General features: G+C 40.9%; 11 protein-coding genes and 1 pseudogene. 3 read left to right on the top strand and 9 right to left on the bottom strand.

The window, feature by feature from the left end; translation table 11 throughout:
• Nucleotides 1–106 precede the first annotated feature (106 nt).
• From HT723_RS01505 to HT723_RS11420, 4 genes and pseudogenes are all read right to left on the bottom strand, one after another.
• A complete protein-coding gene (locus HT723_RS01505) occupies nucleotides 107–2161 on the bottom strand; it encodes a sodium:proton antiporter (protein WP_138704537.1) in 2055 nt (684 codons plus the stop codon).
• 11 nt (nucleotides 2162–2172) lie between these two features.
• Entirely contained in the window at nucleotides 2173–2427 is a 255-nt protein-coding gene (locus HT723_RS01500) for a hypothetical protein (protein WP_000361073.1), read from the bottom strand.
• On the bottom strand, nucleotides 2420–2977 hold the full coding sequence (locus HT723_RS01495) for a class I SAM-dependent methyltransferase (protein ID WP_050223119.1): 558 nt from the start codon (nucleotides 2975–2977) through the stop codon (nucleotides 2420–2422). The genes HT723_RS01500 and HT723_RS01495 overlap by 8 nt, the downstream gene beginning before the upstream one ends.
• Nucleotides 2961–3917, bottom strand: a pseudogene (locus HT723_RS11420) (TIGR01212 family radical SAM protein). The gene HT723_RS01495 and the pseudogene HT723_RS11420 overlap by 17 nt, the downstream one beginning before the upstream one ends.
• Nucleotides 3918–4009: 92 nt before the next feature.
• On the opposite strand from HT723_RS11420, the gene HT723_RS01480 reads away from it, so the two are divergent.
• The 3 genes from HT723_RS01480 to HT723_RS11410 all read left to right on the top strand — a co-directional run bounded on the left by HT723_RS01480 (nucleotide 4010) and on the right by HT723_RS11410 (nucleotide 5435).
• Entirely contained in the window at nucleotides 4010–4369 is a 360-nt protein-coding gene (locus tag HT723_RS01480) for a DUF3397 domain-containing protein (RefSeq protein WP_000525405.1), read from the top strand.
• 209 nt (nucleotides 4370–4578) lie between these two features.
• A complete protein-coding gene (locus tag HT723_RS11875; RefSeq protein WP_001813683.1) occupies nucleotides 4579–4824 on the top strand; it encodes a transposase in 246 nt (81 codons plus the stop codon).
• Between the two features lie 164 nt (nucleotides 4825–4988).
• A complete protein-coding gene (locus tag HT723_RS11410; RefSeq protein WP_230531984.1) occupies nucleotides 4989–5435 on the top strand; it encodes a transposase in 447 nt (148 codons plus the stop codon).
• A gap of 247 nt (nucleotides 5436–5682) precedes the next feature.
• Here the strand turns inward: HT723_RS11410 and bgaA are convergent, their stop codons facing one another.
• From bgaA to HT723_RS01450, 5 genes are all read right to left on the bottom strand, one after another.
• The gene (bgaA, locus tag HT723_RS01470) at nucleotides 5683–12384 is read right to left on the bottom strand and encodes an LPXTG-anchored adhesin/beta-galactosidase BgaA (RefSeq protein WP_172934492.1); all 6702 of its coding nucleotides are present in this window, start codon (nucleotides 12382–12384) and stop codon (nucleotides 5683–5685) included.
• Between the two features lie 87 nt (nucleotides 12385–12471).
• A complete protein-coding gene (locus HT723_RS11405) occupies nucleotides 12472–12684 on the bottom strand; it encodes a hypothetical protein (protein ID WP_240154932.1) in 213 nt (70 codons plus the stop codon).
• Nucleotides 12685–12784: 100 nt separating this feature from the next.
• Nucleotides 12785–14260 (bottom strand): PTS galactitol transporter subunit IIC, encoded by a 1476-nt coding sequence (locus tag HT723_RS01460; RefSeq protein ID WP_000338724.1) that lies wholly within the window; start codon nucleotides 14258–14260, stop codon nucleotides 12785–12787.
• Nucleotides 14261–14307: 47 nt separating this feature from the next.
• The gene (locus HT723_RS01455; RefSeq protein ID WP_000590563.1) at nucleotides 14308–14613 is read right to left on the bottom strand and encodes a PTS sugar transporter subunit IIB; all 306 of its coding nucleotides are present in this window, start codon (nucleotides 14611–14613) and stop codon (nucleotides 14308–14310) included.
• A 37-nt stretch (nucleotides 14614–14650) separates the two neighbouring features.
• Nucleotides 14651–15127, bottom strand: coding sequence for a PTS sugar transporter subunit IIA (locus HT723_RS01450; protein ID WP_000521975.1), 477 nt, complete (start codon nucleotides 15125–15127; stop codon nucleotides 14651–14653).
• Between the last annotated feature and the right edge of the window lie 282 nt (nucleotides 15128–15409).

Raw genomic sequence — 15409 nt, 5'->3', positions numbered from 1 at the left:
GCTCAAAGCCCTGCTTTGAGGTTGTAGATGAAACTGACGAAGTCAGTCACATATATAATCCAAGGCGACGCTGACGTGGTTTGAAGAGATTTTCGAAGAGTATTAACTAATTTCTTCTTACCAATTCCACCATATCATACGGCAGGGTATTGGCAGCTTCCTTCAAGGAATAGTTCTCTAAGTTATTGACATTTTGTCGTAACTTCTTGGCATACTTGGTCGTAATCAATCGTTTTTCTTCGTATTCGAAAATCAACTTGCGCTCCAGATAATAGCCCCTCAGCATTTCATCGATATTGTTAGGCTTAACGCGATTGATAACCCGTTCGACAAAGGCACCACTGCTGATAATAGCTGTTTCTCGAAGACGAGACTCCTGCATAAAACTAATCAAAGAGCGTCTATAGACTCCCTTCAGGTTTTCCAAACTTTCAATAATCATCTCTGTATTGGCAAGATAGAGCTCTGCAATTTGGTCATAATCAAGAGCACGGAGACGGCTTTGCTCCTTGTCCTTCCAGCTACGGAAAGTCCTCCCGAGAGTAAAAACTTCATGAAGGAGAAAACGTAAAATCCGCAAAGAAACAAGGAAATAATAGGTCAATCGTGACGCAAACTTACGATTGATTCCTCGTTCTATATTTTTCAGATAACGTTGGTAAACTCGGTAAGCACGATTGCTAATGTTCCCCTCTTCATAGGCCTGTTCCAATCCATCACTTTCAATACTAAGAATCAAGAGTTTCAAAGCAGCCCAGTCTTCTTGATCATCCTGGTTTTCTTGGCTTAAAATGAGATTTTCAATACGTCCATGGTAATTGTCAATAGCCGCATAGAGGGGAAGTTTATTTCTGGTGTCTTCCAACTCTTTTTCCAACTCCAGCGTTACTTCATTCAAAATGGCGATATGCATGAGATAGTCCTTGCTTTCTTCCTCTTCATCAGAAAGATAAGGCAGAACCAAGAGACCTGTTAAAAAGCTTACAAGCGTCACACCTGCGACAAGGAAAAGTAAGAGAGGATACTCCTGTTCTAAATTACTTGGTATCAAGAGAATCGTAGCAATCGACACCGTTCCCTTGACACCTGAGAAGGTCAAGAGAAGCATGTCCTTCATATACTTATTTAGCTTTTTCTTGAGACGTCTAGTCCTATAGGCAAAATAGCCATAGATCATGACAAAACGAATAGCAAAGAGGACAAAGGTAAGGGTGACAAGAGATGCCAGCAAGAGCAAGGGATTATAGATTGGATTGGTCAAGATAGGCTCTGCTATCATTTCCAACTCCATTCCTAAAATCACAAAGACAGAACCGTTGAGCATAAAATTCACTGTATGCCAAACTGTCTCGGTTACCGTATCCACTTGGGCTTCGAGGAGCGTGATTTTCTTGAAGCGACTCGCCTTTAAAATCCCAGCAACTACGACGGCAATAATCCCTGAAACGTGGACTTCTTCTGCCAGGAAGAAGGTTACCAAGGGTAAACTCAATTCCAGAAGGAGCTCACTAGCAATATCCGTTGCTCGCACACTTAGCAAGAAGCTATGCAGGAAACGATTAGTCATGGCTGTTAAAAAGCCAATTAAAAAACCGCCTAGGATTGAAAAGATAAGCGAACTGCTAGCTTGCCCCAGAGAAAAAGCTCCAGTTGTCCAAGCTGTCAAAGCTACCTGAAAAGCCACCAAACCAGAAGCATCATTCAAGAGTCCTTCGCCCTTAAGGATATTGGACACGCGCTTAGGAAAGCTAAAACGCTCCGAAAGAGAGGCAAAGGCCACCAAGTCCGTAGGACCAAGGGCTGCCCCAACAGCCAAGCAAGCTGCCAAGGGAAGGCTGAACCAAAGAAGATGGGCCAAGCCACCCAAACTCAGGGTCGAGATAAAAATCACTGGAAATATGAGATAAACAATGATTCGCCAGTGTTTTAAAATAGCCGTAACATCTGCTTCTTCAGCCTCTCGGAAAAGCAAGGGTCCGATAACCAGTGCCAAAAACAACTCCGTATTAAGGTGAAAGTCAGTATTGGGTAAAAAGAGACCAATCACAATTCCCAAAAGAATTTGCACCAAAGGGAGAGGCAAAAAGGGCAGGAGCTTATTGGTTGTACTTGAGACAATCAAAACCAGTAAAAATAGGATGAGGTAAATCAGTAATTCCACGCACGTCCTCCTTAATCTTTTTTACAACAGGATTCAAATATCTCCTTCTGCTCTTTGATTTTTTGGTCAATCTTGGAACAGTCTTTGTGCTCAATTTTTCTCTGGCACCGTTCCATTTCAAGAGCAACTAATTTTTTCTTGATTTTAAGCATTTTTTTGCTCATATGCGCTTGGTCTAGCACGCCCACCGCTCGTTCGTGGTGGGTTGATTCAACAAAATTCTGGCGCATGGCATCCAGCTTTTCGTGTAGGTATTGTTTATCCATGTCTGTATCTCTCTAATTTTTCAATCATCACTAAAAACGGTGGGTTATTGACTTGGTTTAAAGTTCGGTAAATGGCAGCTGTGTACTCTTGTTGGTTCAACTGGATCACAAAATCCAAGACAGCATCTCTCTCGAGGTCGCCTCCTTCATGACCATAGTAAATCATAATAGCAATTCGTCCACCTTTGACAAGTAAGCCACATAGCTTTTCTAATGCCTCAATCGTTGTCTGCGGTCGGGTGATGACAGACTTATCAGCTGACGGCAAATAGCCCAAATTAAAAATCCCTGCCTTAGCTTTTGCCACAAACTGGTCCAGTGTCTCATGGCCTTGCAAGATTAACTGGGCATTTGTCAAGCCAGCCTGATGCAAACGCTCTTGGGTCTTTTCCAAGGCTTGCTTCTGAATATCAAAGGCATAGACTTGCTTGGCTAGCTTAGCTAAAAAAAGCGTGTCATGACCATTTCCCATAGTCGCATCCACTACGACATCCTCTTTTGTCACGACCTCAGCCAAAAAATCATGTGCCATCTCAAGTGGTCTTTTCATTTTCAAACTCCTGTTTTACAGCCTTGCATCCTTGAACACTTCCACGACGTCGCATCTCCATCTCAATGCTGTTGAGAGCTTCCCATTTATTGAGGCTCCACATAAGCCCAATCAGCATATCCCTAGGTGCATCTCCTGTGATTCGATGGATGACGATATGTTTGGGAATGATTTCCAGTTGGTCACAGATGACCCTGACATATTCGTCCTGACTCATCAATTGTAAACGTCCCTCGTGATAATCTCCTTGCATACGAGTATTTGTCATAAGATGGAGCAAATGCAGTTTAATCCCTTGAATATCGTTATTCGTGACACAACGGCGGACATTTTCAACCATCATCTCATGGGTTTCACCAGGCAAACCATTGATCAAATGAGAAACAATCTCAATCTTGGGATACTTTCTCAAACGCTTGACCGTTTCCACCTACAATTCATAAGAATGCGCACGGTTAATCAGGTCAGAGGTTGCTTCATAAGTAGTCTGCAAGCCCAATTCAACCGTCACATGCATGCGCTCCGATAACTCAGCCAAATATTCGATGGTTTCGTCTGGTAAACAGTCTGGGCGCGTTCCAATATTGATTCCTACCACACCTGGCTCATTGATAGCCTGTTCATAACGCTCTCGAATAACTTCCACCTTTTCATGGGTGTTGGTAAAATTTTGAAAATAAACCAGATACTTCTGAACATCTGGCCACTTACGGTGCATAAAGTCAATTTCCTTATAAAATTGCTCACGGATAGGCGCATCTGGGGCTACAATAGTATCTCCAGAACCTGAAACCGTACAAAAAGTACAGCCTCCATGAGCCACAGTTCCATCACGATTGGGACAGTCAAATCCCGCATCAATAGGGACTTTAAAAGTCTTTTCTCCAAAGAGTTTTCGATAATAATCATTCAAGGTATTATAAGATTTTATAACTTTCATTATAACAAAAATCACCCACAATCTCAAAAGCCTGACTTTCCTGTAAATTCCTCTGTTTCTCGTTTCCATTAGCCTTTTTTTTATGATACAATATGGGTATGATTTTAATGAAATTAGCATCTATTTTATTATTGATACTGACCTTAGTCGTCTGCATTATCCTAACCAAACTTTTTAGATTAAAAAAACTAGGACGAAACTTTGCGGATTTGGCTTTTCCAGTCTTGGTATTTGAGTATTACTTGATTACAGCTAAAACCTTTACCCATAATTTCCTCCCTAGACTGGGGCTAGCCCTCTCGTTCCTAGCCATTATTCTCGTCTTTTTCTTCCTTTTAAAAAAACGCAGCTTTTACTATCCTAAATTCATCAAATTCTTCTGGCGTGCAGGATTCTTATTAACCCTTATCATGTATATAGAAATGATTGTTGAATTGTTCTTAATGAAATAGTCGAATCCCTAAGCATTTTCTAGGGATTTTTGCTTTCTCTACAAAATAGTATAGACAATAACACTATACAATTTTATACAAAGAAAAGAGTCTGGGACAATAGTCTCTTATATCCAAAAAGGCAACGGATTTGCCGTTGCTTTTTTGCATGGTTACGATAGTCTTGGTAAAATAGAATTGCTTAATAAACCATTTAGAAAGACTATCCCATGCATATTCACTATAACACAAATCAAACAACTTTACCACTAGAAATCAGTTCCTTCTTACCACAAGACCATCTCGTCTTTACTATTGAAAAAGTGGTGAATACCTTGGAGGAACGTCACTTCTACGCCTTCTATCATGCCTTTGGTCGCCCGTCTTATCACCCTAAAATGCTTGTATCTACTCTTCTATTTGCCTATTCACAAGGGATTTTCTCTGGTCGAAAAATTGAAAAATGGAAGAGTTAGTGACCTTAGATTGTTTGTTTATTGACGGAACTAAGATTGAAGCCAATGCCAACAAGTATAGTTTTGTGTGGAAGAAAACGACAGAGAAATTCTCCGCCAAACTTCAAGAACAGATACAGGTCTATTTTCAAGAAGAAATCACTCCCCTTCTGATTAAATATGCCATGTTTGACAAGGAACAAAAGAGAGGGTATAAACAGTCAGCTAGAAACTTAGCGAATTGGCACTATGATAACAAGGAGGATAGCTACACACATCCTGATGGCTGGTGCTATCGTTTTCACCATATCAAACATCAGAAAACACAGACAGACTTGCAACAGGAAATCAAGGTTTACTACGCCGACGAACCTGAATCAGCCCCTCAAAAGGGACTGTATATGAACGAAGGCTATCAAAACTTGAAAGTTAAAGAATGTCAGGCGCTTTTATCTCCCCAAGGTAGACAGATTTTCGCTCAACGCAAGATTGATGTGGAACCTGTCTTTGGGCAGATAAAGGCTTGTTTGGGTTACAAGAGATGTAATCTGAGAGGGATGCGTCAAGTGAGAATTGACATGGGATTGGTACTTATGGCCAATAACCTCCTAAAACATAGTGAAATGAAATAAGAACAGGACAAATCGATAAGGACAGTCAAATTGATTTCTAACAATGTTTTAGAAGTAGAAGTGTACTATTCTAGTTTCAATCTACTATACAATAAGAGAACGACTCAAAATTAAAAAGCTAGAGTTCCGCAATTGGAAATATCTAGCTTTTTTGTGGTTGAGAACTATTTTGTCTCAGGCTCTTTATCTTCTATTTAGGACAAGAGTTTTTCTTTGGTCTTTAATGATAAAGAAGGTATCAAAATTTCTAGTCTTCTTTTTTACCTTTAGTAACTACTAATCCTGCACTCAAACCTAGAAGAGCTAAACCTGCTGCTACTGCTGCTTGGCTTGCCGCACTACCTGTATTTGGTAACTGGGCTTTATTAGTTTGACTAGCTTCACTTGAATCAATTGGTTTTGTATCTGCTTTTTCTGACACTTGTGGTTTTTTAGCTTCTTGAGCTACTGGTTTGGTTCCAACCAAGATGATGCGGTCTGTCGGAGCTTCTACCACTTCACGGAGTTTTTCTTCCTTACTTCCATCAGGATTAATCGCTGTAAAGATACGTTCTTTACCAGTTTTTCCTTCTTGTTCTACACGAGTTTCACCTAGATACAGTGTTGAATCTTTTTTCTCAACTGTCTTGTATGCCAAATCTTTTTCAACAAATTCGAGTTTTGGAAAATCTTCTTGTACAGCAGCAACTGTCTTCTCAGAAACTGGTTTTTCCTTAGTCAACTGGATACGGTATTCCTTGACTTGTTTTCCACTTTCTGAAACGAGGCGAACAAGTACTGGAAGACTATCTTCTCCACTATCTACCACAGTCGAAGCTACTTGATTGTTTTCTTCAACTGAGACTTTTGGCCGTTGACCTTTATAGGTGATTTGGTAGTCTTGACGATCTTCAGCGAAATCAGCAAGTTCTTTTCCATCTACAAGAATCTTCGATTGAGTGCTTTCTTGAGGCAATTCGCTTGGTGCAAAGAAGGTCAGCTCAATCATCGCAACACCGCTCTTATCTGCTTTACGCTCCATACGCCATCTCATAGCTTTGGCTTTGATAGCTTTAAATGTTACGTTGATTTCATCACCAGCTGCAATGTCTTTATCCGCACGATAAGGCACAGCTTCCCAATTTTCTGGATTGTTAAATGGATGTCCAGATTCGTAGGCTTGGTAGTTTGAATAGTAGATAGGCACTTCAAAGTCTGGGCCGACATAACGTTCCAAAACAAGTTTAGATGGTGCATCTGTACCACTATCTACAAAGAACTGAACTTTTCCTTGTGCAACAGTCCGTTCTACAATCTTACCATTTTCACGGAAGATTACGCCTGCTGATACTTCTGGATTGGTAGACGGTCTTGCAGACCAGTTTGTCCAACGACGATTTTCTGAATGAACTCCGTCATTGAGATAATCCACACGGTCATGGGAGTTTCTATCAATATCGTTAGTGGCTGAAGCAAAGGCCTGGTTACTGTTTTCATCATACTCTGGGTTATCTGAAAGAGCTTCGCCTAGCTTGTCTGTCACTCGTACAGTGAACTCAGCAACAAGATCACTACCAAGAACATGGCCTCGAACGGTAAATTGACCTGCTTTTGTCAGATTTTCTGCTGGAACTTCTTCCCATTCAACTGACAAGTCTTTTGTTTCGTAGCCGTCTTTACCTGTGAAGTAAACTGGAACCTTAGTCGGCAATTCAAGTGCTTGACCTACTTGTACCAAGCGAGCTTGTTTAACCGCAGCAACTGGTTTATGAGAAAGTAAGTTCTTATCCTTAGTGAAGTGCAGACGGTATTCTCCTAAGATGTCGCCATTTTCAGCTTTCGCGATGACACGAACTGGCTCACCTTCACGAACGCTTGGAACGACGGTAGCGAGACCATTGTTGCTAACACTTGCTGTGACTGCCGGAACTTTTCCATCTACAGACTCAAGGTAGTAGCCTGTCAAATCAGGGTTGAAGTTTGCTAAGTCTTTGCCGTCAACTTGGATTCTTGTTTGTCCTTGTTTGGCTGCCGCAACTTGTTTCGCAAAGATTTGTACCTCTGTGATAGACGTTCCACGCTTGTTATCTGCTTTAACCATGCGAATACGAATAGCATAGGTTTCAACTTTATCAAAGCTAAAGTGGTTCATTTCTCCAGCCTTGAGTTGAGCAGGGGCTTTTAGATTAGTAACTGGTTTCCAGTTGGCAGAATCATTAAAGACATGGTCCTCATTACCAACAAAACTAGGGTTTTTAGGAGCTGTTGGGACAGTCTTACCAACATAATACTCAATCACATAAGACTTCGGTGCACCAACTCCATGGTCTTCGTGGAATCCGACACTTAGATTATCAACGGAGCGTTTGCTCAAGATACCTGAATCTCCAAACAGAACACCGACTGAAGCTTCTGGATTACTACGATTCCAGTTTGTCCAACGATTGGCTGGTTGGTTATTGTAGGAAATGAGCTTGTCATTAACATTTGAAACTGGGTCGCTTGGATTTGAATCTGAAGCAAAGGCAAGTGGCAATTCTGAACCGGTCCATTGGTCAGAAATGTTTGCACCTTGCTCAGTTTGAGCAGATACGCGAACATGAAGTTTAGTTGTTAATCGCGTACCTTCTAAGCGACCATTAACTGTAAAGACACCTTCCTTAGCGTATTGCTCTGGACGAATCGCATCCCATGCAACCTTAGCTGATGAAACGTGACCATTTGAATCATATGTCCGAACGCTTTCTGGTAATTGTGGTGCTTCTGCGATTGGAGTTGTCACACTGACTTCTTCAACTGAAACGATACCTTCTACAGAGACTCTTGCACGCGCTTCAAGGTCAATTCCTTCAACTTTACCTAGTACTTCAAAGGTTTGATAGGAGTCTAGTTTTTCTTTCGGAATAGCTTGCCAAGTGACTTTGTGAGCTTTAGGGAAACCTTTGTCATACTCAACCGTTACTGTTGACGGAAGAGTAGGTTCTTGGTGTAAATCTGTCACTACATTTACTGGACGGATAGATTGCGCAATCTTCTTCTCAGTATTGGCCTGGATAGTGAGATCAACTTGGCCTTTAGCTCCCTCATATTCCGCTTTGAGAGTGACTGCTCCTGGCTTATGTAACTCAAGCATTCCTTTACGAATTGCGACTTCCCCTTCACCACTTGTAGAGAAGGTTACTTTATCAGCTGGTAATACAGCTTGCGTTCCATCTTGATAGTGAGCTCGAACCGACAATTTGACAGTTTGGTCTTCTTTGAGACTGTCAGCTTTTTCCACTTGCAAGCTCAAGTGAGCAATTTTTGGTGCTTCTTCTAGGAATTGAATTGCATAGGTTTGAAGAGGGCCACCATCTTTAGGCTGAACAAATATGCTCGCACGCATGTCGTTTGCTGCGCTTGCTTGAAGAACTGTCACATCAGCATTTTCAGCACTTGCTGTGACTTCTGGCAATTGGGCACCATAAGATAGAGTACGATATTGCATTGGTTGTCGACTAGTAAGACCTGTTACTGCTTCACCTCCAACAGTAACAGTTGGCACTACAGGTGCTGCAGCATTTCCTTCTTCTACCACAAGGGTTGCATGAATTGGTTGACCTTCTAAATAACCGGTCGCTTGAATACGAGAACCTGGAATTGCTAACTTAACTTTATCTTCTTCGGCAATCTCCCACTTGTCCACTTCATACTCTTGTACACTTCCATCGGTCAAAACATAGGAAACAGATTTGTCTACAGAATTCAAGTTAGTATTTGGAGCAATACGTTTAACTGTTGGTAATTCTTTCGCAATTGCTAGAACCTCGACATGAGCCTCTACCTCACGTCCATTTGCTGTACCTTTAACAGTCACAACTCCTGCTTGACTAACATCGACTTGAGACCAAGTTACTGGAAGTTTTTCACGACTACCGTCGCTGTATACAAAACCTACTGTTTTCGGCATTTTTGGTTCTTTACCAATTAATGTACGAACTCTTGCTACTTCTGTCCCCAAAACAGTCTTCTCTTGTCCTTCTTTCTTACCAGTAAAGACGGTAACTTGGTCCGATTTCAAGAGATCTGAGTGGGCAGTCAGAGTGAATTTACCTGCTTGTTCAGTTGATTTAACGATGGCAACCCCTTTACCGTTAAAGGCTCTACGAATCCATGAACCATCTGCTTGCGCCTTATAGCGTTCTCGGCTGGCTTGTTCCCCATTATCGACACCGACTAGTTGACCTTGTCCATGCAATTGGAAACGAACCAAATTATTGGCAGTTGGTACAACATTTCCTTCACTGTCTACGATTTCGTAGTAGATGTAAGTCAAGTCTTTTCCATCTGCGGCGATGGCGTGTTCTTCCTTGACGAGGCGAACTCCTGCTGGTTGCCCTGCAGTGGTAATCTTGTCACGTGCAATTTCTTTTCCAGCTTCATCGCGAGCTACAGCTTCCAAGGTACCTGGTTGGTAAGCAACCTTCCACTCAAGATAGAGTTCCTTAGCATTCGCACCTTCTTGGTAGGTACGACCATCGCTGGTTTGTTTTTTGTTGAAGGTCTTAAGACCAAGAGATTTTCCATTCAAGAACAATTCTACACTAGAAGCATTCGAATAAGCACGAACTGGAATCTTACCTTCTGAGTCAGCTACTTTGGATGCTAATTCTTTGTTTTCCCAGTTCCAGTGAGGAAGAAGGTGTACCATCGGTTTCTTCTTAACAGAAACCCATTGGCTTTGGTAGAGATAGAAGTCATGTTTTGGAATGCCGGCTGTATCTACGATACCAAAGTAAGAGCTCTTAACAGGAGTTTGATTTTGGTTGTGCCATGGTGTAGGTTCACCAATATAGTCCGTACCTGTCCAGATAAACTGTCCAGCATAGCCAGCGTTGTCACGGTCAAAAGTCCATGAAGCGGTTGCTGTTTTCCCCCAACCCACACGATCATTCCCATAGTCAGACTGTTCATAATGACGCTCAGGTCCATTGCTATGTTTCAATTCACGTTCAGGGCGATAGTAACTTCCACGTGTACGGGTAGCTGAAGATGTTTCTGATCCATAAATCAACCATTTTGGATGCTTAGCTCTAAGGGCTTTGTAATTATCTTCAGAATAGTTAAATCCAACAGCATCGAGTTCATCAGCAATTTTCTCATGCCCTCCGCTACCATTACCGAAACGGAATTTATCTGCTCCCATGGTAACATAGCGAGTCTTATCAACATCCTTGATAACCTTGACCAAACGTTTAACAGTTGCTAAAGAGTGGGCATCACCATTAGCTTCACCTATTTCATTACCAATTGACCACATGAAGATAGCAGGGTTGTTTTTGCCTCTTTCGACCATGGTACGTAGGTCAAAATCAGACCATTTTTCACCTTTTCGAGCTTCTGGGTGAGTGGCATCTTTTTCAAAGAAACGTCCATAGTCATAAGGTTTCTTGCCACCATACCAAGTATCAAAGGCCTCTTCCTGAACGAGTAAACCTAGTTCTGCTGCGATTTGCAAGGTTTGCTCACTAGCAGGGTTGTGGGTTGTACGGATGGAGTTAACTCCCATCTCCTTCATTTGTTTGAGACGACGGTATTCTGCTTTATAGTTTTCTTCTGCTCCAAGCGCCCCATGGTCGTGGTGCAAGGATACTCCATGGAATTTAATACGTTCACCATTCAAAGAGAAACCTTCATTTGGAGTCCAGTGATAGTAACGGTAACCAAACAAATCCTTCTTAGCATCAACCAATTGACCGTCACGGTAAACACGCGTAATCAATTCGTACAAGGCAGGTTTGTCATTTAAAACGGTCCAGAGTTTTGGTCTTTCAACTTCTAAAATCGCATCTAGGCTTGTTGATTCATGTGCTTTTAAGGTACGACTCTCTGTACGTACTAGACCTGTCACAGCCTGACCACCACGTTCAACGATTTGATATTCTGCTACAAGTTCATGGTCTTTGTCGTCCGTATTGACGATTTTGCTGGTCACATGAGTTTCAACCTTGCCATGTTGTTGTTCTTCAAGTTTTGGTGTTAAAATAGTTGTCCCATTTTTCTCAACATGCACCTTATCTGTCACTTGTAAAGTCACATCACGATAGATACCACTTCCTGAATACCAACGGCTACTTGGCTGTTTGTTGACTGCATGGACAGCAATCACATTCCCACGACCATCTTTGTTCAAATAGTTAGTGATATCATATGAAAATTGGTTATAACCATTTGGATAATGCCCCACTAACTGACCATTGACATAAACTTGAGAATCCATGTAGACGCCATCAAAAGTAAGGCGAACATTTTTCTTGAGGTCTTTTTCATCTAGTTTGAAAGTCTTGCGATACCAAGCTTCCCCACCGTTAAGCTGTCCACCTTCATTTTGTGCAGGAGATTCATGATCGAAATCGTTAAAAATACTCCAGTCATACGGTAAATCCAATTTTTTCCACGTAGATACATCTGCATCCGCTTTAATGACTTCCTTAGAATTTGCATTGAGTTTAAAGTGCCAATTTTGATTAAAATCCACTTTCCTGTCTTCAATCATTTGATTCACTTCTTCATTTGTTACAGCTTTAGCATCTTCCCTAAGCGATTTTTCTTGACTTGAAGCTTGTGATTCTATCCTTGGAGCTTTTTCTTCCGGTTTAGCAGACACTTTTTCCTCTTTTGGAGTTACGGCTTCATCTTCTTTCTTCTCAGATGCAATAGCCTCAGTTGAACTAGATTCACTTTGTTCTGTCCTTTCAACTACATTTTTAGTTTCCAAAGCTTTATCAGCCTTTTCTTCTACTATCGTTTTTTCCTCTTTAGGTTTCTCAGCAGTATGAGTAATAAGTATTTCATCCGCATAAACTACAGATTCTCCAGCTATATTTCCTCCTAATAGAACTGCACAAGTCCCAATCATTACTGAGCAAGCTCCCACAGCAAACTTACGAATGCTATAAACTCTTTTCCGATTCCAATGGCCTTTCCCCATAAAACCCTCCTTATATTATATTTAGTGCAGTTAGCTACTGCCAAAGCCCAAGTGGTATACATTGTATGACAACCTAGTTTCAACAATTTACACTCTGTGAAAATCCAATTCAAACTTCGTCAGCGTCGCCTTGCCGTATGTATGGTTACTGACTTCGTCAGTTTCATCTACAACCTCAAAACCATGTTTTGAGCTGACTTCGTCAGTTTCATCTACAACCTCAAAACAGTGTTTTGAGCAACCTGCGGCTAGCTTCCTAGTTTGCTCTTTGATTTTCATTGAGTATAATTCAATTACCATTATTTTCTCCGATTTCTTGATAGTTTATAAAAAACCTAGGCTGTCACTCCTAAACAGTATGACAACCTAGTTTCAACAATTTACATTTTATAGGAGCGCATTATTTTGCTTTTGCTGCGTACTCTTCGTTACGTTTAATCATTTGTTTTCTGTACCAAGCAAAGATACCGATATAGAATACAAGGAAGACTACTGCACCAAGAATTGCTTTGATATCACCAGTTGTAGTGTTACCAATTGTCCAACCAAGAAGTTTTTCGATTGGTCCTTCAAGAGTAGAGTGAGTAATCAATTGAGTTTGGCTCACACCTTCTGGGAAGGCACCTACACCTTTAGCAAGTTCTGTTGCAAATGGCGCAATAAGTGTACCTGAAAGAAGGAAGAGTGGCAACAAGAGTGTTCCGAAGATAATCATACGGAGCAATTTACCACGCGTTACAACCAAGAGAGCTGGAGTAACACCCATAGCGATGATACCTGCAAGTGGCAAGATACCATTTCCAACTTTTGAAAGAAGCACTGCTTCAATCAACATGATTGGTGCAAGTACGTTGGCACAAGCCCAGATTTCAGCACGACCAGCGATGAATGGCCAGTCAAGACCGATATTGAATTTACGTCCTTGAAGACGTTTAGTAGCAACGTTTGTAATACCTTGTGATAGTGGTTCTACGGCTGCGATGAACCATGAACCGATAAGTGAGAAGAGTTCCAAAGATACACCGGCAGTCAAACCAAGAGACAACCATCCTTTGATAACAAGACGCCATTTATCTGCATCTGCAACACCTGCAATTGGATGTGGAGTTCCCATAATACCGATAACGATACCAAGGATGAAACCGATGAAGAATTTAGATCCCCAGAAACCGATTTTCTTGTTCAATTTAGCAGCATCAAAGTCATATTTATCAAGGCCTGGGAAGAATTTTTCAAAAATCTTATCCAAAACCATGATAACTGGGTTCATCATGTAGTTCATGTGAGTTGATGTCATTGGTGATGAACTTGGGGCGTTAAGAAGGTCATCAAATGTAGGTTTCATCAAGTCAGAGTTGATAATTTTCAACACACCGACAAGAACGATAGCTGCTGTAGCAATCAAGAGTGAAACCCCTTGACTCACACCATTGTTATCAGCATACCATTTAATCAAGAGACCTGTGATAGACAAGTGCCAGATATCAAAGATATCGACATCAAGTGTATCGGTTTTCTTCATAGCAAGCATCACTACGTTGACAATCAACATGATGAGCAAGAAGTAAAGTGTCCAAGCAGAACCCCAAGTGATTGTTGCAAGTGGTGCCCAACCAACGTCGGTAATACTCAATTGGATACCAGTGTTTTCAACGAATTTTGCAAGTGATGCTGAGAAAGCACCATTTAGCATACCGATGATAGCACCGATACCTGTAAGAGCGATGGCAAGTTTGATACCACCTTCAAGCGCTTTGGAGAATTTCACTCCAAAAAGTAAAGCCAATACTGTCAAAATGATTAACATGATGACAGGTCCACCCATTTCTAAGATGGGATTGAAAACCTTTCCGATTAGGTCAAAGATTGCATCCATAACAGTTCCTCCCTTTTTTATGTTATATGAATGTTAACAAATTAGAATTAGCTTAATCCGTGTTCTTTAATAGCTGCTTCAATATTGTCAAATACTGGAGCGCTCATTGCTGGGATACGGAATAAGATTGGTCCAGCTTCGATAACTGGGATACCTGGTTCAAAACCAAGGTCTGTTGCAGCGATTGGTGTAAAGATATCGTAACCTTTCATAAGGTCTTCGTTTACATCTTTCACCATGACTGCATCACAGTGAACATCATAACCACGGTTTGAAAGTTCTTCTTCTAGAGCACTTTTAATTTGGTGACTTGAGTTAACACCTGCACCGCAGGCAGCAAGAATTTTAATCATTTAGATTTCCTCCGATTTTATTTTTTAATAGACAAGATTAAGCGGTTGCTTCAGCAATGTAAGCATAAAGTTTTTCTGGTTCGGAAATTTTTGATAGGTCTTCAAGATGTCCATTTCCTGTGAAAAAGTCCATCAACTGAGCAAGAATGTTCGTTTGACTTGAACTAGAGTTATTGATGATAAAGAAGAGCAAGGATACTTCTACTTCCTTATCCGGTGCAATCATATTGTGGAAGGTCACAGGTTTCTCTAATCGAACGACCACAACTTTTTCAGCTAGATTATGAACAATATCTGTATGAGGAATAGCCACATTCGGCAAATCCTTACCCAAAAATTCCATATCTAAGCCAGTTGGAAATGACTTTTCACGCGTGATCAAGGCTTCACGATAAGTTGGAGTCACGATTTCTCGTTCCTCCAATAAAGTAGCAACCTGATCAAAGAGATGTTCTTGATTATCCGCTTCTAAGCAAAACACAAGGTTTTTGTCAAAGAAATGATCTAATCCCATAAGGTTTTCCCTTCTTTCTATTAACTTTATGCTATAAGTATAACACTATATGTAATCGTTGTCAATAGTTTTCTGTTGATTTTTGTCTTTTTTTATACTTTTGTTGTGTTTATAGTTTGTTATATAAAAATAAACAAACAAATATTCCAAGTATTTTTCTGTTCTAATACTCAATGAAAATCAAAGAGCAAACTAGAAAGCTAGGCACAGACTGCTCAAAACACCGTTTTGAGGTTGTGGATAGAACTGACCAAGTCAGTAACCATATCTACGACAAGCCGA

The sequence above is a fragment of the Streptococcus sp. 2106 genome, from assembly GCF_013277315.1.
Lineage (GTDB): Bacteria > Bacillota > Bacilli > Lactobacillales > Streptococcaceae > Streptococcus > Streptococcus pseudopneumoniae.
Note: the sequence above shows the minus strand (reverse complement) of the source record. Positions and strands in the feature narration are given on the sequence as shown.